At 63.9% G+C, this 18,892-nt stretch carries 21 protein-coding genes; 8 read left to right on the forward strand and 13 right to left on the reverse strand.

Annotated elements, in window-relative coordinates; genetic code table 11:
- Positions 1-25: 25 nt before the first annotated feature.
- The 4 genes from ACYVOC_RS10775 to ACYVOC_RS10790 all read right to left on the reverse strand — a co-directional run bounded on the left by ACYVOC_RS10775 (position 26) and on the right by ACYVOC_RS10790 (position 4,289).
- Complete coding sequence (locus tag ACYVOC_RS10775) at positions 26-373, reverse strand: hypothetical protein (RefSeq protein ID WP_116004388.1); 348 nt, start codon at positions 371-373, stop codon at positions 26-28.
- A gap of 88 nt (positions 374-461) precedes the next feature.
- Positions 462-3,065: an ATP-dependent chaperone ClpB gene (clpB, locus tag ACYVOC_RS10780; protein ID WP_116004389.1), complete on the reverse strand. Its 2,604-nt coding sequence runs from the start codon at positions 3,063-3,065 to the stop codon at positions 462-464.
- Positions 3,066-3,258: 193 nt separating this feature from the next.
- Positions 3,259-3,744 carry a DUF1284 domain-containing protein gene (locus ACYVOC_RS10785; RefSeq protein WP_207780324.1) on the reverse strand — a complete coding sequence of 162 codons (486 nt, stop codon included), beginning with the start codon at positions 3,742-3,744 and terminating at the stop codon, positions 3,259-3,261.
- Complete coding sequence (locus ACYVOC_RS10790) at positions 3,708-4,289, reverse strand: biotin transporter BioY (protein ID WP_461161803.1); 582 nt, start codon at positions 4,287-4,289, stop codon at positions 3,708-3,710. Before ACYVOC_RS10790 ends, ACYVOC_RS10785 begins: the two co-directional genes overlap by 37 nt.
- A gap of 248 nt (positions 4,290-4,537) precedes the next feature.
- Here ACYVOC_RS10790 and ACYVOC_RS10795 point away from each other — a divergent pair, with 248 nt between their 5' ends.
- On the forward strand, positions 4,538-5,518 hold the full coding sequence (locus tag ACYVOC_RS10795) for a biotin--[acetyl-CoA-carboxylase] ligase (RefSeq protein WP_461161804.1): 981 nt from the start codon (positions 4,538-4,540) through the stop codon (positions 5,516-5,518).
- 25 nt (positions 5,519-5,543) lie between these two features.
- Here ACYVOC_RS10795 and ACYVOC_RS10800 read toward each other — a convergent pair whose 3' ends face one another.
- Positions 5,544-6,026, reverse strand: coding sequence for a molybdenum cofactor biosynthesis protein MoaE (locus ACYVOC_RS10800; protein WP_461161805.1), 483 nt, complete (start codon positions 6,024-6,026; stop codon positions 5,544-5,546).
- Positions 6,027-6,045: 19 nt separating this feature from the next.
- Positions 6,046-6,276, reverse strand: a complete 231-nt coding sequence (locus ACYVOC_RS10805) for a hypothetical protein (protein WP_116006099.1) — start codon at positions 6,274-6,276, stop codon at positions 6,046-6,048.
- A 64-nt stretch (positions 6,277-6,340) separates the two neighbouring features.
- On the opposite strand from ACYVOC_RS10805, the gene ACYVOC_RS10810 reads away from it, so the two are divergent.
- Both ACYVOC_RS10810 and ACYVOC_RS10815 read left to right on the forward strand, forming a co-directional pair.
- Positions 6,341-6,595, forward strand: a complete 255-nt coding sequence (locus tag ACYVOC_RS10810; protein ID WP_116004394.1) for a hypothetical protein — start codon at positions 6,341-6,343, stop codon at positions 6,593-6,595.
- A gap of 10 nt (positions 6,596-6,605) precedes the next feature.
- Positions 6,606-6,938 (forward strand): hypothetical protein, encoded by a 333-nt coding sequence (locus tag ACYVOC_RS10815; RefSeq protein ID WP_461161806.1) that lies wholly within the window; start codon positions 6,606-6,608, stop codon positions 6,936-6,938.
- A gap of 93 nt (positions 6,939-7,031) precedes the next feature.
- Here the strand turns inward: ACYVOC_RS10815 and ACYVOC_RS10820 are convergent, their stop codons facing one another.
- Complete coding sequence (locus ACYVOC_RS10820) at positions 7,032-7,604, reverse strand: hypothetical protein (RefSeq protein ID WP_133243614.1); 573 nt, start codon at positions 7,602-7,604, stop codon at positions 7,032-7,034.
- Between the two features lie 175 nt (positions 7,605-7,779).
- On the opposite strand from ACYVOC_RS10820, the gene ACYVOC_RS10825 reads away from it, so the two are divergent.
- On the forward strand, positions 7,780-8,694 hold the full coding sequence (locus tag ACYVOC_RS10825; RefSeq protein ID WP_461161807.1) for a hypothetical protein: 915 nt from the start codon (positions 7,780-7,782) through the stop codon (positions 8,692-8,694).
- A gap of 74 nt (positions 8,695-8,768) precedes the next feature.
- Positions 8,769-9,314, forward strand: a complete 546-nt coding sequence (locus tag ACYVOC_RS10830) for a hypothetical protein (RefSeq protein WP_461161808.1) — start codon at positions 8,769-8,771, stop codon at positions 9,312-9,314.
- Between the two features lie 149 nt (positions 9,315-9,463).
- Here the strand turns inward: ACYVOC_RS10830 and moaD are convergent, their stop codons facing one another.
- The 6 genes from moaD to ACYVOC_RS10860 form a co-directional block, all read right to left on the reverse strand.
- Complete coding sequence (moaD, locus tag ACYVOC_RS10835) at positions 9,464-9,718, reverse strand: molybdopterin converting factor subunit 1 (RefSeq protein ID WP_116004399.1); 255 nt, start codon at positions 9,716-9,718, stop codon at positions 9,464-9,466.
- 163 nt (positions 9,719-9,881) lie between these two features.
- On the reverse strand, positions 9,882-11,111 hold the full coding sequence (locus ACYVOC_RS10840) for a molybdopterin molybdotransferase MoeA (RefSeq protein WP_461161809.1): 1,230 nt from the start codon (positions 11,109-11,111) through the stop codon (positions 9,882-9,884).
- Positions 11,111-11,662, reverse strand: coding sequence for a molybdopterin-guanine dinucleotide biosynthesis protein B (gene mobB, locus ACYVOC_RS10845; protein ID WP_116004401.1), 552 nt, complete (start codon positions 11,660-11,662; stop codon positions 11,111-11,113). The genes ACYVOC_RS10840 and mobB overlap by 1 nt, the downstream gene beginning before the upstream one ends.
- A gap of 67 nt (positions 11,663-11,729) precedes the next feature.
- On the reverse strand, positions 11,730-13,241 hold the full coding sequence (locus ACYVOC_RS10850; RefSeq protein ID WP_116004402.1) for a threonine synthase: 1,512 nt from the start codon (positions 13,239-13,241) through the stop codon (positions 11,730-11,732).
- A 22-nt stretch (positions 13,242-13,263) separates the two neighbouring features.
- On the reverse strand, positions 13,264-14,598 hold the full coding sequence (locus ACYVOC_RS10855; RefSeq protein WP_461161810.1) for a homoserine dehydrogenase: 1,335 nt from the start codon (positions 14,596-14,598) through the stop codon (positions 13,264-13,266).
- 71 nt (positions 14,599-14,669) lie between these two features.
- Complete coding sequence (locus ACYVOC_RS10860; RefSeq protein WP_461161811.1) at positions 14,670-15,899, reverse strand: pyridoxal phosphate-dependent aminotransferase; 1,230 nt, start codon at positions 15,897-15,899, stop codon at positions 14,670-14,672.
- Positions 15,900-16,043: 144 nt separating this feature from the next.
- On the opposite strand from ACYVOC_RS10860, the gene ACYVOC_RS10865 reads away from it, so the two are divergent.
- From ACYVOC_RS10865 to ACYVOC_RS10875, 3 genes are all read left to right on the forward strand, one after another.
- Complete coding sequence (locus ACYVOC_RS10865; protein ID WP_116004405.1) at positions 16,044-16,448, forward strand: Mth938-like domain-containing protein; 405 nt, start codon at positions 16,044-16,046, stop codon at positions 16,446-16,448.
- Positions 16,449-16,539: 91 nt separating this feature from the next.
- Positions 16,540-17,025 carry a peroxiredoxin gene (locus ACYVOC_RS10870; RefSeq protein ID WP_116004406.1) on the forward strand — a complete coding sequence of 162 codons (486 nt, stop codon included), beginning with the start codon at positions 16,540-16,542 and terminating at the stop codon, positions 17,023-17,025.
- 158 nt (positions 17,026-17,183) lie between these two features.
- Complete coding sequence (locus ACYVOC_RS10875; RefSeq protein ID WP_116004407.1) at positions 17,184-18,860, forward strand: PhoH family protein; 1,677 nt, start codon at positions 17,184-17,186, stop codon at positions 18,858-18,860.
- Positions 18,861-18,892 lie beyond the last annotated feature (32 nt).

Here is an 18,892-nt window from a genome sequence, read left to right on the forward strand (position 1 = left end):
ATCGGACAAAGCGCCGACCACCGCATCACTTTACGCCGGGTTCGCGCGGCTGCACATCGGTCACTTCGTCGGCCCCAGGCAAGGGCCGCAGATGCACAGGCAACGGCTCCTGTGGAGCCTCGGGTGCCGTGCCCGCTGCGGCACGCCAGCGTGTGCTGGAGCGGTACACCGAACTCCAGCCTGCACGCGGGTCGATGCGCGTAGCCCAGGGCGTCACGGGGCGCCCCGTCAGCCGCGCCCACAGGGCGCGCAACCCCCACACCAAGGCCAGCACCAAGGCGGCGGCCAGCAGGCTTAAAAAGAAAACGACACCCACGGCCACCAGTACCAGCCGCAGCAGCAGGCGCAGTACATCGGTAAAAAAATCGCTCAAACCATCTCCTGACCGGCCTGAAAATAATAGAAAAAAGCCTCCAACGCCCGTCCATAGAGCGCCAGAAGCTATCTTTATAGTAGCAAAATCAACTCTTCTGCGTTGCGCTGAAGCGGAACACCCCTGGCTCCAGCACGGGGTCCACATCGACTGCAATCACGCTCTTGGGCAAAAACTTGCCTTCCAGCAGCAGCTTGGAGAGCGGGTTCTCGATGCGCTGCTGAATGGCACGTTTGAGCGGCCGTGCGCCAAACACCGGGTCAAACCCGACCTTGGCCAGCTCGGCCACCGCCGTCTCGGACACTTGCAGCTCCAGCTCCATTTTCGCCAGACGCGCCAGCAGGATCTGCAGTTGGATACGCGCAATGGATTCAATGTGCCCGGCATCGAGCGCGTGGAACACCACCGTCTCGTCGATGCGGTTCAAGAATTCGGGTCGGAAATGGTTCTTGAGTTCCCCCCAGACCGCTTCCTTGATGTCCTCCGAGTCCTGCCCCACCATGGCCTGGATCAGGTGCGAGCCAATGTTGCTGGTCATCACGATCACCGTGTTCTTGAAGTCCACAGTGCGGCCCTGGCCGTCCGTCAGGCGGCCATCGTCGAGCACCTGCAAGAGCACGTTGAACACATCGGGATGGGCTTTTTCGACCTCGTCAAGCAGCAGCACGCTGTAGGGCTTGCGGCGTACGGCTTCGGTCAGGTAGCCGCCCTCTTCATAACCCACATAGCCGGGCGGCGCGCCGATCAGGCGGGCGACCGAATGTTTCTCCATGAATTCACTCATGTCGATGCGGATCAGGTGGTCTTCGCTGTCGAACAAAAAGCCCGCCAGCGCCTTGCACAACTCTGTCTTGCCCACACCGGTGGGGCCAAGGAACAGGAAGCTGCCCGTCGGGCGGTTCGGGTCGGAGAGCCCCGAGCGTGAGCGGCGAATCGCGTTGGCCACGGCAGCAATCGCTTCTTCCTGGCCGACCACGCGCTCATGCAGCTTGGTCTCCATTTGCAGCAGCTTGTCGCGCTCGCCTTGCATCATCTTGGCCACGGGGATGCCCGTGGCGCGGCTCACCACTTCGGCGATTTCTTCAGCACCCACCTGGGTGCGCAGCAGGCGGTTGGGCGCGTGTGTGCCGTCACCAGCCTCTTTGGCTTGCGCTTCCTTGAGCTGCTTCTCCAGCTCTGGCAGCTTGCCGTACTGCAGCTCGGCCACCTTGTTGAAATCGCCTTTGCGCTTGAGTTCTTCAATCTGCAGCTTGACATGCTCCAGCTCCTCGCGCACATGCTGACTGCCCTGGGCCTGGGCCTTTTCGGATTGCCAGATTTCGTCGAGGTCGGCGATCTCTTTTTGCAGCGCAGTGATTTCTTCTTCGATCAAATCAAAACGCTTGAGCGAAGCCTCGTCCTTTTCTTTGCGCACCGCCTCGCGCTCGATTTGCAGTTGGATCAGGCGCCGGTCGAGCCGATCCATCACCTCCGGCTTGGAGTCGATTTCAATCTTGATTTTGGCCGCCGCCTCGTCAATCAGGTCAATCGCCTTGTCGGGCAGAAAGCGGTCGGTGATGTAACGGTGCGAAAGCTCGGCTGCGGCAACGATGGCCGGGTCGGTGATCTCCACGCCGTGGTGCAGTTCGTAGCGCTCCTGCAACCCGCGCAGGATGGCAATCGTCGCCTCCACCGTGGGCTCGCCCACGATGATTTTCTGAAAGCGCCGCTCCAGCGCAGCGTCTTTCTCAATGTACTTGCGGTATTCGTCGAGCGTCGTCGCGCCCACGCAGTGCAGCTCGCCACGCGCCAAGGCGGGTTTGAGCATATTGCCCGCGTCCATCGCCCCGTCGGCCTTGCCGGCACCCACCATGGTGTGCAACTCGTCGATGAAGACGATGGTCTGGCCTTCGTCCTGCGCCAACTCTTTGAGCACGGTTTTCAGGCGCTCTTCAAACTCGCCGCGAAACTTGGCACCCGCCAGCAGTGCGGCCATGTCGAGCGAGAGTACGCGCTTGCCCTTGAGCGAATCGGGCACCTCGCCCGCAATGATGCGCTGCGCCAGGCCTTCGACAATGGCGGTCTTTCCCACGCCCGGCTCACCAATCAGCACCGGGTTGTTTTTGGTGCGGCGTTGCAGCACCTGGATGGCGCGGCGGATTTCATCGTCACGGCCAATCACCGGGTCGAGCTTGCCCAGGCGGGCGCGCTCGGTCAGGTCGATGGTGTATTTTTTCAGCGCCTCGCGCTGGCCTTCGCCTTCGGCACTGTCCATTTTTTGACCGCCCCGCACCGCCTCAATCGCGGTCTCCAGGCTTTTGCGGCTCAATCCATTTTCCTTGGCGATGCGCGCTGCATCGCCCTTGCTGTCGATCAGCGCCAGCAAAAACAGCTCGCTGGCGATGAATTGGTCGCCTCGCTTGATCGCTTCCTTCTCGGTGGCCTGCAGCACGCGGCCCAATTCGGGCCCGCCCTGCACCTGGTCCTGCCCGGTCACTTGGGGCAGACGCTTGACAGCAGCATCCGCCGCCGCCAGCAAGCCGGGCACGTTGGCACCAGCGCGCTCGAGCAAGGCACGCGGCCCGTCGTCCTGGCGCAGCATGGCGGCGAGAAGGTGCACGGGCTCGATATAGGCGTTGTCGTTGCCCAACGCGAGCGACTGTGCATCGCTCAAGGCTTCCTGGAACTTGGTGGTGAATTTATCTATGCGCATGGCGGTGTCCTCAATCCCTTGGATTTAGTATGGCTCTCAGATGAGGACCACTGCAAACAATTCAAGCGCTGCAGCACACCGTGCCATGCGATTTCGCCCCCCCCTGAATCACCATTGGCCAGCTCCGCCACACCCGCGGCAGTGTTCAGTCTGCCATGGTGGACTGCTGGGCGGCACGCAGGGCCGGGGCGCATCACAGCGGAGCAGCCGCCGCAACCTGCAGGCGCAGGCGCACGCCTTCGTACCCCGTTGATGCAATGCCCGTGCACAGATCGGCCCATTCGCAGCCCGCACACGCGCCACGTATATGGCCGCAGGTGAACGCCGTGCGCAAGCGCGCGAGCAAGGCAGCATCCAACAGCAGGCGGCTGTCGGCGCCCAGTAGGCCGCCCAGCAGCGGTGCCAGTTCTTGCACCGCCCGCTGGTCACGCACGCGCACACCCTCGCCATGGCAATGTGCGCAGGCCCCCTCGCTCTCGCACAGCGGGGCACAAATGGCATCGGGCCCATCCACCAGATCCATCGCCTCACCAGCAGCCAGGCGGCGGACGATGCCATCAAAGTTGTGCGCAAACTCGGGGCTGTAGCCTTTGCCGACGTAGGTCAGCATGCACAGCAAGTGGTGGGCGCGCAGCGCAACCGTCACGTGCCCAGCAGCCGGGTGCGTGCTGAGTGCCACAGTGCCAGCGTGGCGGCGCCCAGGGCCGACTTCACGACATCCCCCACCAGGAAGGGCAGCACGCCCAACTGCCAGCCCTTGGCCGCACCGACCATTGCGCCCAGCCACGCGCCACCCAAGAGCAAAATCAAGGTGGTGCACAGCAGCATGGCCCCAAAGGCGCGCAGCGGGTGTGCACCATCCCAGCCGCGCGCAGCCAGCCAGCCCATCAGCACGGCCCCCAGCGGGAACGCAAGCAAATAGCCTGCCGTCGGGCCAAAGAAAGGCGCCAGCCCACCTTTGCCACCTGCCAGCACGGGCATGCCAAGCGCCGCCTCCAGCAGCCAGGCCAGCACGGTCAGACCGCCCAGGCGCCAGCCGTACAGCGCGCCCACCATTAACACCGCAAAGGTTTGCAGCGACACCGGTACGGGCTGCATCGGGATGCTGACGTAAGACGAAGCAGTCAACACTGCCGTGCCGCCCAGAACCAGGGCCAGCTGGCGCGCCGCATGGGGAAGACGGGAGACTGGAACGACGACGGCACTGGAAATATCTTGGGACATGGGTTCCTCTGAAGTGGTAATGGAGACTCAGGCAGGGTGCAACACACCCCAACCCGCGAAGACCGGCGCAAGTATCGGCATCGCCACTTGAATTGTCAACTTTATGTATATTTTTTTGTTTACGTAATTATTTATTCTGACTGGGCTGAAATTGCCCTGTACGTATCCTTGCCGCCTACACGCAGTGTTCAAGTGCTGCCACTCCGCATGCCAGGCCGCTCCCACCGGACCTGAGGCACACTCTGCCCATGCAACCCGAACCGCCCGCCAGAGAACTGCTGCGCCAACTGGCTACCGGCAACGCTGTTTCTGGCGAAGTGCTTGCCACCCAGCTGGGCGTGACACGGGCCGCCGTCTGGAAACAGATCGCTGCTTTGCGGGCCCTGGGCGTACCCATCGAGGCACGCAGCCGCGCCGGTTACCGGATGCCCTGGCCCACGCAGTTGCTGCACCCCCCATCGATCGTTTCCAAGTTGGAGACGGCATTGGGTGCACCCATCCACCTGCACTGGGAGCTGGATTCGACCCAGGACGAATTGGCACGCCTTCTGCCCGATGCACCGGACTTGACGGTGGTCCTGGCGGAGTACCAAACCTTGGGGCGCGGGCGGCGCAGCCACGGCTGGCTCTCGCCGCCGGGGCTGGGCATCACCCTGTCGTGCCTGAAGCGCTTTGCTGACGGCCCGGCGGGGCTGTCGGGGCTGTCGATTGCCATGGGCGTGTACGTGGTACAGGCCCTGGCCAGCGCCGGGGTGCCGGGGCTGCAGCTTAAATGGCCCAACGACGTGGTGACCGACCACGGCAAGCTGGCCGGCATCCTGATCGAAGTCAGCGGCGAATACGATGGCCCCAGCGTGGTGCGCGTGGGGGTGGGGTTGAACGTGCGCCTGTCGCCCGCCGTGCACGGCACGCTCGATCAGCCCGTGACCGACCTGGCCACACTGTGCGGCGGCACGCCGCCCGAGCGCAACGAGCTTGCGGCGCACATCATCGAGCATCTGCGCACCGGCCTGCTGCGCTTCGAGCACGAAGGCCTGGCACCCTTTGCGCAAGATTTTGCACACATGGACTGGCTGGCCGGCAAGCCACTCAACGTGCACAGCGCACACGCGATGCACTCGGGGATAGGACGTGGCATAGACGCACACGGTGCGTTGCGCGTGGAAATCGACGGCCACATCACATCCGTCTACAGCGACAAAGTGTCGGTACGCAGCCGGTCAGGGTGACACCTGGCGCTGCTGCTGCGGCTCCCTAACGCCCTGCGTTGTCGGCTTCAATGCCCCAGCGGGCCAGCGCAGCGTCGTCGCTCACCCGGGCATCCACCCAGCGCGCGCCTTGCGGCGTGGTTTCTTTCTTCCAGAACGGCGCCTGGGTCTTGAGGTAGTCCATCAGAAACTCGCAGGCCTGGAAGCTCTCGCCCCGGTGCGCCGAGGTCACCGCCACCAGCACGATCTGGTCGAGCGGCTGCAGCAGGCCCACGCGGTGGATGACGCGGGCGCCGAAGAGGTCGAACCGCTGGTGCGCCGCGTCGATCATGGACTCGATAGAGGTTTCGGTCATGCCGGGGTAATGTTCCAGCTCCATGGAGGCCACATCGTCGCCCTCATTGCGGTCGCGCACCGTACCCACGAAACAGCACACGGCACCCACGCCCCGGTGGGTGCTGCGCAGCACAGCCAGTTCGGCGGACACGTCGAAATCATGGGTCTGGATGGAAACGCGGGGTGCGGTCATGGCAGCGGCTCTCACAACGTCAAGGCGAGCGGTGCAGGCGCGGCGCGGCCAGCAAGGCGCGTTCTTCTTCCACAAAATCGGCCAGTTGCCGCAGCGCCGGTGATGGCGGCAACCCGGCGAGCAGGGCTTGCAGCCGCGTGATGTCGCCCACCGTAGGCGCCACCTTGATCTGTGCCGTGGCGGCGGCCACATTGCCGCCCTTGACCAGAGCAAACACCTTGGCGGCCCATTCATTCTTGTTGCGTGCCATGAAACCCTTTTTGACCCCACCCGGAATGTCGGTAGGATGTGCCCACACTTTAACGCTCCCTGCGATGGCCACCCAGACAATCACCATCGACGGATACAAACTATTTCCGTCCCCCCGCAACGTGCACCGCTCGGTTTTCGAGCACCAGCTGTTCCTGCCCTACCCCTATGCATTGATTGACCTGCCCGGCTTCGACCTGACCGGCAAAGCCAGCCTGTTTGCTGCGTGCAGGCTCTCCGACATGAAGATGGGCCAAATGGTGACGTTCGAACTGCCCGCCGACCAGGCGCGCTTTGAACGCCTGTTCACACCCGACTAAGCGCAGCCCCATGCAGGAACACGACAACCAGATCCTGGTGCCGCCAAGCTTCATGGCCGTGTACACCGACGCCCGCAACCGCCTGCGCGAAAGCGCCGATGTGGTGCGCGCCCGCTACGAACTGTGCGAAGACCTGGCGGGCCACCTGGTGGAACAGGCACAAATTCTGTACCACGTGCAGGCGCCGTCCGAAAAAGAAATCCTGCAGCGCATCCACGCCGGGTTGTGCACGCCCGAGTCGGCCATGGAACTAGGCGAGGCAACATGGATCGTCAGCCGTTTGGCAGAATTATTGCAGTGGCCGTGCCCGGAACTGCCCGCAGCAGGCACCGAAAATCAATAAGAAACCGACCGCCGCACCATGCCCATGGCGGCGTTGTCTTCTCTTTGTGCCGACCTCAGCACCCTGTCCACGACCCATGGGGGGCGATAAGTGTCATCTGCGCACATCGAAACGGCCTGAAATTTCATAGATCTGGTCTTTGCGCTGGGGATTGGTGCGCTGCGCCTTGCCCAACAGCGTGCCAGACGCTTGGCGCTCGGGCTCGTAGCGCTCGATGACGATTCGCGCAGGCAGCGTGGTGCCGCGTTGGTACTTGAAGCTCACGCTGAAGTTTTGCTGCGCTGGCGTGCCTGCATCGGTCGTGAGTGCAAAACCCATCGCGGTCAGGCCGCTGCTTTCGGTATAGGTTCCCACGCCCGCCGGTTCAGTCCCCAGGGTAAAGCTTTTCAGGCGGTGCTTGCCATCGTGCGAGGCCACGGGCGAGTCCAGCAACGCCATCATCTTGAAGCTGCCTGAAGCAAGCTGCAGTATCAGTTTGGCATTGTCTGCCGGCACCACAAAACGTGCGGGCGCAGAGAACGCCGGACCGCTGATGGTGAGCTCCAGGCCCTGGCCCTGCACGGGGGCCTCCGCCCGTGCTCCGACGACGGTACTGGCCAGCACCGCCACAAGCAGCAACGGCCACAGCGTGCGCCGGGCGGTGCCGGCACTCCAAAAATATCCCATCCCTGCCCCCTTCTCGCTCAGATCGCCGCACTTTTGCACAGCCATGAAGAGCGCACCATATACAGATTTGCTGTTTTTTATCGTATTTTTATTGTATTTAGCGGGTATTTTTTATCCGTTTTGCAATGATGCCGTTAACCGCTATGGTGTCGGGCCGTCGTCGAGAAGGAGGCATATGCACAAGAACACAACAAAACAGGCATGGCTGCTCGCCCTGGCCTTGATCGCCACGAGCAGCGGCACACTGACCCAAGCTTCAGAGCAATTTGTGGGCGCCCAGGGTTTTCGTACGATGCCCATCGAGCAACTGGAGGGCAAGCGCTATTACGCGGCCACGCGGTTCCCGGCCATGGGCGCCTCTGCTTTCCTCCCCGACGCCGATCTGCCCGCCCCGGTGCGCGCGATGCTGATACTCGACAGCCACGAAGGCGTATTGCCGCATGTACGCTACCTGGTCAACTACCAGCCGACCAGCGAGGCCTCTGCACCAGACAGCACACGCTACTTTGTCGAGATCACACGCTTCAACCTGGGCCCGGCAGTGCACGCCGACCTGGTCGGCTCGGTACCTGCAAAGCACCTGGCCAACATCAAAACGTTTGGTGTGGGGCCGCATGTGCGCTGGCGCTTTGCCATGTCGCCGCAGCGCGGCATGGCGGCCGGACTGGACGCGGTCAGCCGCAAACAAATCTCCGCCAAGGAAGCCCAAGCCATGGACTGCCTGGGCCAGCCCTGCACCCAGCTTGCATCAAACGAAGGCCCGCAGGGCCGCTGGAAGCCGCAGCAAATCACCCCACTGCCGCGCTCGTTCAAACGCACGACCCCGGAAGGCCCGGTGCCGGCCAGCATCGTCGAACAACTGCTGGCCTGGATGGGCGAAGACGCGCAGCGCACCATGCCTTTCGCGCCGAATGCAGAGCGCCTCGTTTTTGTGATTGCAGCCCACCCCGGTGGCCAGGAGCTCCAGACGACCGGCCTGGCACGTAACGCCCTGGTGTTTGACGACGCCGTCGGCACGCAATGGCTGCGCTTTCAGCAGGTTGCAGGCATGCCCCCCGAAGCACACACGCTGAACCAGCGACGTCACTAGTTGTTCACCCCCGCCGGCCACAACGTCGGCACCGCCATGCGCTCTGGCCCATGGAACTCAATAAAGGAGCAGGAATGAAACCCTTGTGGATGGCCGCGGCCGCGTGCGCCGTACTGGTGAGCGCATGCTCGAAGAGCGAACCCGATGCCGCGCCGATGGCGCCCGGCGCACCGGCCGCGGCACAAAAAACTGCCGCGCAAAAGGCCAGCGCCCCCACCTACCCCAGGGTAGCGATCGACACCGACGCAGGCCTGTTCTGGTTCGAGCCCCGGCGCTGCTCGATAGCGCAGGAGCCCGGCAATAGCGAGGTTTCGTACAGCATCGAAGGCGCGGGCCAGTCACCCGACGGACAACCGATCTATGTCACCGTCCAAGACGAAGACAACAACCCGGCACAAGGCCCCGAGCTGCGCATCAATGTGGGCACCGATCAGCCGCGCAAAACCCCCGAGGTGGTCTGGATTGCCAACGACGGGAGCGCAGACAGCCTGCGCGTACCCGCAGCGAAAACCACGGTGCAGGGCGCTACGCTGGAGGTGCAGCGGGTTGTCTTCACGCGCAGCGGCAGTGACCGCCTGACCGCCCAAGGGCCCGTTCGTATCGATTGCACGCAGCGCTAGCCAAACACCGGCACGGGCGGGAACGGCATTCGTGCGTCGCCAGAGAACATCAAAAACAAGAGCTGCCTGCGCACGAATCCATTGATTTTTCGCTATTTTTATAGTCGAAAACCAATGGATGAAAGCGTTAGCAGCTATGCTTTTTCATGTCACCCACCGGTGACGGGCGGGAAGAAAGCCACTTCAGCGCCGTCGGCCAGCGCGGCGGCGTCGTCGCTCAGCACCTGGTTGAGCGCCATGCGCACGGCCTTGCCGCGGGCCAGGCTGCTGGCGTGCGCGCCGCCGCGCGCAATCAGCTCGTCGCGCAGTGCGCCCAGCGTGGCCGCCGATGTTTGCACCTGCTCGCTGCCCTGGCCCACGGCTTCGCGGATGGAGGCGAAGTAGCGTACGGTAATCCTTTTCATCGCCGGGCCGCCCCAAGATGAAAAACGGCCCCCTTGGGGCTGAGGGTTGCGGCTCCGGTCCTGCCTGCGCAGGACTGGACAGCCCGAAGAGGCGTTGACTCTGGCACCGCCGCGGCCTGCAAGGCCAGCGACCACACGAAGTGGCGAGCGTGGGGGGCATTTTTCATGACAGCATCTCCGCAAACGAATGGAAGCGCACCGTGTCGCCGCGCGCAATGGTCTGGCCGGGCGGGTTGTCGACCACGCCGTCGCCCCAGACGGTCGAGGTCAGCACACCCGAGCTTTGGTTGGAGAACAGGTCCAGCGCGCCCGCAGCGTTGTAGCGCACGCGCAGGAATTCGCGGCGCTTGTCACCCTTGGGCCAATCAAAATCCGCGCGGGCCATGATGAACCGGGGAGCCACATCGCGCACCCCTTGCAAGCGCAGCAGAAAAGGCCGCACCAGGATGGCGAAGGTCACGAAACTGGCCACCGGGTTACCGGGCAGGCCCAGGAAATGCGCCGGCCCCACCCGGCCATAAGCGAAGGGCTTGCCGGGTTTGATGGCGATCTGCCACAGGTCGAGTTGCCCCAGGGCCTGCACGGCGGGTTTGAGGTGGTCTTCCTCGCCCACCGAAACGCCACCGCTGGTCAAAATCACATCGTGGACCTGGCTGGCGGTGCGCAGCGCGTCCTGGGTGGCTTCGAGACGGTCGGGCACGATACCCATGTCAGTAACCTCGCAGCCCATGCGCTGCAGCAGGGCACGCAGGAAGAAGCGGTTGCTGTTGTAGATGGCGCCGGGCGGCATGTCCTCCGGCGCCACGTCGCCGGGCATGACCAATTCGTCGCCGGTAGAGAACAAGGCCACACGCGGGCGGCGCACCACTGCCAACTGCGCTGCGCCAATGCTGGCGGCCATGCCCAGCGCGGCGGGGTTCAGGCGCATACCCCCCTCCAGCACCACGGAGCCGCGGGTGATGTTTTCCCCCGCAAGGCGGATGTTCTGGCCCCGCCGGGGCGTAGCCTGCACGCGCACATGGCCCTCGCCTTCGGCGGCGCACTCTTCCTGCATGACCACGGCGTCGGCGCCCTCGGGCACCGGGGCGCCGGTGAAAATGCGCGCCGCCGTGCCCGGTTGCAGCGGCGTGCCCACATGGCCTGCAGGAATGCGCTGTGATACGGGCAGCAAAACACCGGGCTGGGGCACGTCGGCGCAGCGCAGGGCGTAGCCATCCATGGCGCTGTTATCGAGCGGCGGTACCTGCACGGCCGACACCAGGTCGTGCGCCAGCACCCGGCCATCGGCCTCAAAGGTGCTGAGCGTCTCGAAGCCCTGCAGAAGCCCAGCCTGCGCGAGCAGGCGGGCCAGGGCATCGTCCAGCGGCATCAAGGGGGAGCGTGGGGATGTCATCACAGGTCTCCGTGCAGGTTCCAGTCGTATTCAAATCGATCAGCCTGCGCCAGCAGCCACTGGGCGACCTGCTCTGGGTGGTTCAGGTCGAGCACAGGCAACTGCGTGGGGGCGGGCAGCTGGTCCGGGGTGTCGGTGGCGATGGCGACGACAAAGTCGTCCTCGGGGTAGCGCACGGGCCGGGCTTGCTGGTCTGCGGTCGGTGCCCGCCAGACTTCGAGCTTGAGGATGTCGCTTTCCTTGAAGCCTTCCACCAGCACCCAGTCCACACCCTCGTACAACTCGGCCAGCAGGTGGTGCACGCTGAGCTGCGTGGGCTGTTCGAACTCGCGCACCAAGGCCAGGCGGCGGTCCGAGGCAATCACTACCTCAAAGGCCCCGGCCTCGCGATGGCGGTAGGAATCCTTGCCTGGGTGGTCCATGTCGAAGCGGTGGTGGGCATGCTTGACCACCGAAACCCGCTGCCCTTGCTGGCGCAGCAGGGGGATGAGCTGCTCGATCAGGGTTGTCTTGCCACAGCCAGAAAAACCGGCAAAACCTGCCACTTTCATCCGCACGTCCTTTTGCTATTGAATAAATAGCTATCAGCGCTTGACCAGCAAGCCTTACATGGTATTTTTACTTGCAATGCTGCTCGATGTAGGCCTTGACCTGCGCCACATCAGAGGGCATGACCCGCACCCGCTTGGGCAAACTTTCGATGCCTGCAAACTTGGCTGGTCGCTCGGGCGCCTGGCCCAGGGCTTCGACAATGGTTTCGGCAAATTTGATGGGCAGGGCAGTTTCCAGCACCAGCATGGGCTGACCGGCCACGGTGTGCTCGCGCGCCACTTTCACGCCGTCGGCGGTGTGGGTGTCGATGGTGACACCAAAGCGTGCATGCGTATCGCGGATGGTCGCCAGGCGGTCGGCGTGTGTGCTTTTGCCGCTGACGAAACCGTATTTTTGGGCGGCATCGGCAAAGGCTGGGTCTCCACTCAGATCGAACCGGCCGTCTTTCGCCAACGCATCGCCAAACAGGGCTTTGGTGCGTGCGCCGTCGCGCCCGAGCAGGTCGAACACAAAGCGCTCGAAATTGCTGGCTTTGCTGATGTCCATGGAGGGGCTCGATGTCTCATGCGTGTCGGCGCTGCTGCGCACGCGGTAGACGCCGGTGCGAAAGAACTCGTCGAGCACGTCGTTCTCGTTCGTCGCCACCACCAGCTTGTCGATCGGCAGGCCCATCATGCGCGCCACATGGCCGGCGCAGACGTTGCCGAAGTTGCCGCTGGGCACGGTGAAGCTGACCTTCTGGTCGTTGGGATTCGCCGACGGGCCGCCCCGAGGCGAATCAACCCCCTCGGGGGGCAGCGAGGACACGTCAGGGCCGAGCGTGGGGGCCGGGTTTTCAGTGGCCTGGATGTAGCCCGCGAAGTAGTACACCACCTGCGCCAGCAGGCGCGCCCAATTGATCGAGTTGACGGTGCCTATCTTGTATTTCGCCTTAAAAGCGTGGTCGTTGCTGACCGCCTTGACGATGTCCTGGCAGTCGTCGAACACGCCTTCGATGGCGATGTTATGGATGTTTTCGTCCTGCAGGCTGAACATCTGCGCCTGCTGGAACGCGCTCATGCGGCCATGCGGGCTGGTCATGAAGACGCGCACGCCCTGCTTGCCGCGCATGGCGTACTCGGCCGCGCTGCCGGTGTCGCCGCTGGTGGCGCCCAGGATGTTGAGTGTTTCGCCCCGGCGTGCCAGTTCGTACTCGAACAGGTTGCCCAGCAGCTGCATGGCCATGTCCTTGAAGGCCAGCGTGGGGCCGTTGGACAGGGCTTCGAGCCACAGGCCGTCTTCGAGGTGGCGCAGCGGCACGATTTCGCCGGTGCCGAACACCTCGGCGGTGTACGTCTTCTCGCACAGTGCGCGCAGGTCGGCGGCGGGAATGTCGTCGATGTAGAGCTGCAAGATCTGGAACGCCAGCTCGGCGTAGCCCTGCTCGTGGTAGGCGGTGCGCAGGCGGGTGAGCATGGCATCGTCCACCTGCGGGTAGTGCTCGGGCAGGTACAGGCCGCCGTCGGGCGCCAGGCCTTCGAGCAGGATGTCGCAGAAATGTTTGCGTTCGGCGTGTCCGCGCGTGGAGAGGTACAGCATGGCGGTCTCGTCTCGCTAGGGGTTAGTTCAGCTCTTCCTTGCGGATGCGCGTGATGGGGGCCAGCACCGTGGGGAGCTGCTGCATCTGTGCGATGGCTTCGTTCATGGTGCCTTCGCGTGTGTCGTGCGTGAGGATGATGAGGTCGGTTTGCGTGGAGCCTTCGCCGCCCACTTCGTCCGCCTCGCGCTGCAGCATGGCGTCGATGCTGATACCAGCGTCGGCCAGGATGCCGGTGACCTTGGCCAGCACCCCGGCCTGGTCGGCCACGCGCAGGCGCAGGTAGTAGCTCGTCACCACCTCGCTCATCGGCAGCACGGGCAGCGCGCCCATGGCGCCCTCCAGCGTGTGCGGCTGGAACGCCAAGTGCGGCACGCGGTGGTGCGGGTCGGCGGTGTGCAGGCGGGCGATGTCGACCAGGTCGGCGATCACGGCGCTGGCCGTGGGCTCGGAGCCCGCGCCCTTGCCGTAGTACAGCGTGGTTCCCACGGCGTCGCCGTGCACCACGACGGCGTTCATGGCGCCCTCGACGTTGGCGATCAGGCGCTTGGACGGCACCAGGCTGGGGTGCACGCGCAGCTCGATGCCGCTGGCGACCCGCTTGGTGATGCCCAGCAGCTTGATGCGGTAGCCCAGTTGCTCGGCGTATTTGATGTCGGCCGCAGCCAGCTTCGTGATACCTTCCACGTAGGCCTTGTCGAACTGCACCGGAATGCCGAACGCGATGGCGCTCATGATGGTGACCTTGTGCGCGGCGTCCACGCCTTCGATGTCGAAGGTCGGATCGGCCTCGGCGTAGCCCAGGCGCTGCGCGTCTTGCAGGGCAGCGTCAAAGTCCAGGCCCTTGTCGCGCATCTCGCTCAGGATGAAGTTGGTGGTGCCGTTGATGATGCCGGCGATCCACTGGATGCGGTTGGCGGTGAGGCCTTCGCGCAGCGCCTTGATGATGGGGATGCCCCCCGCCACGGCGGCCTCAAAAGCCACCATCACGCCCTGGGCCGACGCTGCGGCAAAGATTTCGCTGCCGTGCACGGCCAGCAAGGCCTTGTTGGCCGTCACCACATGCTTGCCCGCCGCAATGGCTTCGAGCACCAGCGCCTTGGCCACACCGTAGCCACCAATCAGCTCGATGACGATGTCGATCTCGGGGTTGGCGATGACAGCGCGCGCGTCGTTCACCACCTGCACGCCCGCGCCCACCACGCTGCGGGCACGCTCCACGTCCAGATCGGCCACCATGGCGATCTCGATGCCACGGCCGGCGCGGCGACGGATTTCTTCCTGGTTGCGCTGCAGCACGTTGAACACGCCGCTGCCGACGGTGCCGATGCCCAGCAGGCCTACTTGGATGGGTTTCATCAGAAAACTTTCGGTAAAAAATGCCTCGAACGCCCATTTATCAAGCGCCAGAAGCTACAAAAACAATAGCATCAAACCTTGGTGTGGCGCTGCCGGTACTGGGCCAGGAAGCCCGCCAGCCGGCCGATGGCCTCGCGCAGGTCATCCTCGTGCGGCAGGAAGACGATGCGGAAATGCTGGTTGTCAGGGTAGTTGAAGCCCGTGCCCTGCACCAGCATCACGCGCGTGGCGCGCAGCACCTCCATGAAGAACTGGCGGTCGTCCTCGATGGGGTACATCTCGGGATCGAGGCGCGGGAACATGTACAGCGCCGCCTGGGGCTTGACGCAGGTAACGCCCGGAATCTTGGAGATCAGCTCGTAAGCCAGATCGCGCTGGCGGCGCAGGCGCCCGCCTTCCTTGACGAGGTCGTTGATGCTCTGGTAGCCGCCCAGCGCCGTCTGGATGGCCCACTGCCCGGGCACGTTGGAGCCGAGCTTGAGGTTGGCCAGCATGTTCAGCCCCTCGATGTAATCACGCGCAGCCCGCTTGTCGCCCGAGACCACCATCCAGCCCGCGCGGAAGCCGCAGGAACGGTAGGCCTTGGAGAGCGAGTTGAAGGTGAGCGTGAGCACGTCGGTGGACAGACTGGCCATGGCCGTGTGGCGCACGCCGTCGTACAGCACTTTGTCGTACACCTCGTCCACCAGCAGCACCAGGTCGTGCTCGCGCGCCAGCTGCACGATGCCGCGCAAGAGCGCGTCGGAATACAGCGCGCCCGTGGGGTTGTTGGGGTTGATGACCACGATGCCGCGCGTGCGCGGCGTGATCTTGGCGCGCATGTCCTCCAAGCTGGGCATCCAGCCGTTGGACTCGTCGCACACGTAGTGCACCGGCACGCCGCCCGAGAGGCTGGTGGCCGCCGTCCACAGCGGGTAGTCGGGCGCGGGCAGCAGCAGCTCGTCGCCGTCGTTGAGCAGCGCGTTCGTCGCCATGACGATGAGCTCGCTCGCGCCATTGCCCAGGTAGATGTCGTCGAGCGTGACGCCCGCGATGCCCTGCTGCTGCGTGTAGTGCATGACGGCCTTGCGCGCCGCGAAGATGCCCTTGCTGTCGGAGTAACCCGCCGAATCGGGCAGGTTGCGCGCCATGTCCTGCACCACCTCCTCGGGCGGATCGAAACCAAACGGCGCCATGTTGCCGATGTTGAGCTTGATGATCTTCTGGCCCTCGTCCTCCATCTGCCGGGCCGCGTCCACGATGGGGCCGCGCACATCGTAGAGAACGTTGTTGAGTTTGGTGGACTTGAGTACGGTTTTCATGCGCGGTCGTGGAACAGTGGCAAAGGCCTGCCACAGGCACACCCTGCGGCGAAACCTATAATTTGACCACAGTTCCACGCCCCGCTTCAGGGCACCCGGCCCCTTTGCGCACCATGCGCGCCCTACCGCCCGCCCAACGCCGCCATGAAATTCCAGCCTGACCGATTCGACTCCCAAAGCATCACTGGATACGGCCCCGGCTGGATCAGCGTGGGGCCGGAGAAAATCCAGTCCAGCATCCTCATCAGCTCCCGCGGCCTGCGCCTGCCCTGGCCCTGTGCGCGCTTTGAAGACCTGGCCGCAGAACATTTTGCAGAACTGGCCCTGCACGACGCCGAAGTACTGTTGCTGGGCAGCGGCAGCCGACTGCGCTTTGCGCCTCCTGCCTGGCTGCAGCCCCTGATGGCCCGGCGCATCGGTGTAGAGACCATGGACACTGCCGCCGCCTGCCGCACCTACAACATTCTTGCGGGCGAAGGACGCCATGTACTGGCGGCACTGATTCTTGATACCCCTGCTTACCAGTCCACAACACCTGTTTCAGGTTAAAATGCGAGGTTGCAGCCGGTAGAGCCCAATAAGAAGAACATGCGCGCACTACCGGTTTTTCAACGACCTCACCCAGAGAGATAGAAGACATATGGCGATCGTTGTCAACAAACCCCTCCCGGAATTCGAAGCCAACGCGACCAGCGGTGTCAAGGTTTCCAACACCTCCCACAACGGTCAGGTCCTGATCCTGTACTTCTACCCCAAGGACAACACGCCCGGTTGTACCACCGAGGCCATGCAGTTTCGCGACAAGTACAAGGATTTCGTCAAGGCTGGCGCGGCGTTGTTCGGCGTTTCGCGCGACAACATGAAGTCGCACGACGAATTCAAGGAAAAGCTGGAACTGCCCTTTGAACTCATCGCTGACACCGAAGAAAAAATGTGCCACATGTTCGGCGTGGTCAAGAACAAGATCATGTACGGCAAGAAGGTCAAGGGTATTGAGCGTAGCACCTTCCTCATCGGCCCTGACGGCTTGGTCGCTTTCGAGTGGCGCGGCCTCAAGGTGCCCGGCCATGTCGAAGAAGTCCTCAAGGCCGTCAAGTCCATCAATGCGCTGAAAAAGGCCGCCTGAACGGGTGCCGCAGGGGCGCCACGGTCGTGTCATCAGTGCCATGCATAATGGCCCAATGCCGCTGCCCATCGCAACGCCCCTCCACTCCCCGCAAGCCGCCTTGGCATCCAGGCGGCTTTTTGCTTTCTAGACCGACCTGATCCGAGGCCTTCCGCACCATGCCCCTGCCCCCCGCCCCCACCAGGCGCGCCGCCCTTCTCGCTCCCGAAGCCTATCTCGCCCCCGGCAGAGCGGCTGCAACGCCTCCCGTCGAGCGCAAAAGCACCCAGCGCAAGGCCGACGCCGCACCGCCACCCTCGACAGCGCCCGAGGCACACCCCACCCGGGGACGGCGTACCGCTCCGGCCCCAGCAGCACCTGCACCGCGGGTCGCAGCTGCCAGCGCATCACCGGTGCAAGCCCCCGCCACACCTCCTGCACGCAGCCGCAAGGCGCGCGGCACAGGGCCGGCCAAGCTGTTTGTGCTGGACACCAACGTGCTGCTGCACGACCCGACCAGCCTATTCCGCTTTGAGGAACACGACATCTATCTGCCGATGATCGTTCTCGAAGAGTTGGATGCCCACAAGAAAGGCATGACCGAGGTTGCGCGCAACGGCCGCCAGGTCAGCCGCTCCCTCGACGCCCTGGCCGGTGCGCAGGGCGCCGACATGGGCAAGGGCCTCAAGCTCGACTCCACGGGCCAGCGCGCGGCCGGTGGCAGCCTGTTCTTCCAGACCTCCACGCTGGACTACCAGCTCCCTGCCAGCCTGCCCCAGGGCAAGGCCGACAACCAGATCCTGGGCGTCGTCGAGGCCCTGCGCAAACTACACGCTCCGCGCGAAGTGGTGTTGGTGTCCAAGGACATCAACATGCGCGTCAAGGCACGCGCCCTGGGCCTGCCGGCCGAGGACTACCAGAACGATAAGGTGCTGGAAGACGGTGATCTGCTGTATTCCGGCTCGCTGCCGCTGCCACCCGACTTCTGGAGCCGCAATGGCAAGTCGGTGGAGAGCTGGCAGAGTGGCGCGCACACCTACTACCGTATCAGCGGTCCGATCGTGCCGCATCTGATGATCAACCAGTTCGTTTACTTTGAAGCCCCGGGCGAGCCCAGCCTGTACGCCCGGGTGAGCGAAATCCGCGACAAGACTGCGGTACTCAAGACCCTCAAGGACTACGGACACGCCAAGAACGCTGTCTGGGGCGTGACCACGCGCAACCGTGAGCAAAATTTTGCCATCAACCTGCTGATGGACCCCGAGGTCGATTTGGTCACCCTGGCCGGCACGGCCGGTACCGGCAAGACGCTGATGGCGCTGGCCGCAGGCCTCACGCAGGTGCTGGACGACCGCCGCTACACAGAGATCATCATGACCCGCGCCACTGTCAGCGTGGGCGAGGACATCGGCTTCCTGCCCGGCACCGAGGAGGAGAAGATGGGTCCCTGGATGGGTGCGCTCGACGACAACCTCGAATTTCTCGCCAAGGGCGATGGCGGCAACGCCGGTGAATGGGGGCGCGCTGCCACCAACGAGCTGATCCGCAGCCGCATCAAGATCAAGAGCATGAACTTCATGCGCGGGCGCACGTTTATGAACAAGTACGTGATCATCGACGAGGCGCAAAACCTCACACCCAAGCAGATGAAAACGCTGATCACGCGCGCCGGCCCGGGCACCAAGATCATCTGCATGGGCAACCTGGCACAGATCGACACGCCCTACCTCACCGAAGGATCGTCCGGCCTGACCTTTGCGGTGGACCGCTTCAAGGGCTGGCCGCACAGCGGCCACATCACCCTGGCACGCGGCGAACGCTCACGCCTGGCGGACTTTGCAAGCGAAGTGCTGTAAGCCCTGAGACCGATCATCCCACCCCTGCTTGG

The sequence above is a fragment of the Simplicispira piscis genome (genome assembly GCF_054783455.1).

What these genes read in the sequence shown, in the direction of transcription:
- clpB (WP_116004389.1), bottom strand. Translation starts at nt 3,065, where the DNA reads ATGCGCATAGATAAATTCACCACCAAGTTCCAGGAAGCCTTGAGCGAT.
- ACYVOC_RS10790 (WP_461161803.1), bottom strand. Translation starts at nt 4,289, where the DNA reads ATGTCCCAAGATATTTCCAGTGCCGTCGTCGTTCCAGTCTCCCGTCTT.
- ACYVOC_RS10795 (WP_461161804.1), top strand. Translation starts at nt 4,538, where the DNA reads ATGCAACCCGAACCGCCCGCCAGAGAACTGCTGCGCCAACTGGCTACC.
- ACYVOC_RS10800 (WP_461161805.1), bottom strand. Translation starts at nt 6,026, where the DNA reads ATGACCGCACCCCGCGTTTCCATCCAGACCCATGATTTCGACGTGTCC.
- ACYVOC_RS10805 (WP_116006099.1), bottom strand. Translation starts at nt 6,276, where the DNA reads ATGGCACGCAACAAGAATGAATGGGCCGCCAAGGTGTTTGCTCTGGTC.
- ACYVOC_RS10810 (WP_116004394.1), top strand. Translation starts at nt 6,341, where the DNA reads ATGGCCACCCAGACAATCACCATCGACGGATACAAACTATTTCCGTCC.
- ACYVOC_RS10815 (WP_461161806.1), top strand. Translation starts at nt 6,606, where the DNA reads ATGCAGGAACACGACAACCAGATCCTGGTGCCGCCAAGCTTCATGGCC.
- ACYVOC_RS10820 (WP_133243614.1), bottom strand. Translation starts at nt 7,604, where the DNA reads ATGGGATATTTTTGGAGTGCCGGCACCGCCCGGCGCACGCTGTGGCCG.
- ACYVOC_RS10825 (WP_461161807.1), top strand. Translation starts at nt 7,780, where the DNA reads ATGCACAAGAACACAACAAAACAGGCATGGCTGCTCGCCCTGGCCTTG.
- ACYVOC_RS10830 (WP_461161808.1), top strand. Translation starts at nt 8,769, where the DNA reads ATGAAACCCTTGTGGATGGCCGCGGCCGCGTGCGCCGTACTGGTGAGC.
- moaD (WP_116004399.1), bottom strand. Translation starts at nt 9,718, where the DNA reads ATGAAAAGGATTACCGTACGCTACTTCGCCTCCATCCGCGAAGCCGTG.
- ACYVOC_RS10840 (WP_461161809.1), bottom strand. Translation starts at nt 11,111, where the DNA reads ATGACATCCCCACGCTCCCCCTTGATGCCGCTGGACGATGCCCTGGCC.
- mobB (WP_116004401.1), bottom strand. Translation starts at nt 11,662, where the DNA reads ATGAAAGTGGCAGGTTTTGCCGGTTTTTCTGGCTGTGGCAAGACAACC.
- ACYVOC_RS10850 (WP_116004402.1), bottom strand. Translation starts at nt 13,241, where the DNA reads ATGCTGTACCTCTCCACGCGCGGACACGCCGAACGCAAACATTTCTGC.
- ACYVOC_RS10855 (WP_461161810.1), bottom strand. Translation starts at nt 14,598, where the DNA reads ATGAAACCCATCCAAGTAGGCCTGCTGGGCATCGGCACCGTCGGCAGC.
- ACYVOC_RS10860 (WP_461161811.1), bottom strand. Translation starts at nt 15,899, where the DNA reads ATGAAAACCGTACTCAAGTCCACCAAACTCAACAACGTTCTCTACGAT.
- ACYVOC_RS10865 (WP_116004405.1), top strand. Translation starts at nt 16,044, where the DNA reads ATGAAATTCCAGCCTGACCGATTCGACTCCCAAAGCATCACTGGATAC.
- ACYVOC_RS10870 (WP_116004406.1), top strand. Translation starts at nt 16,540, where the DNA reads ATGGCGATCGTTGTCAACAAACCCCTCCCGGAATTCGAAGCCAACGCG.
- ACYVOC_RS10875 (WP_116004407.1), top strand. Translation starts at nt 17,184, where the DNA reads ATGCCCCTGCCCCCCGCCCCCACCAGGCGCGCCGCCCTTCTCGCTCCC.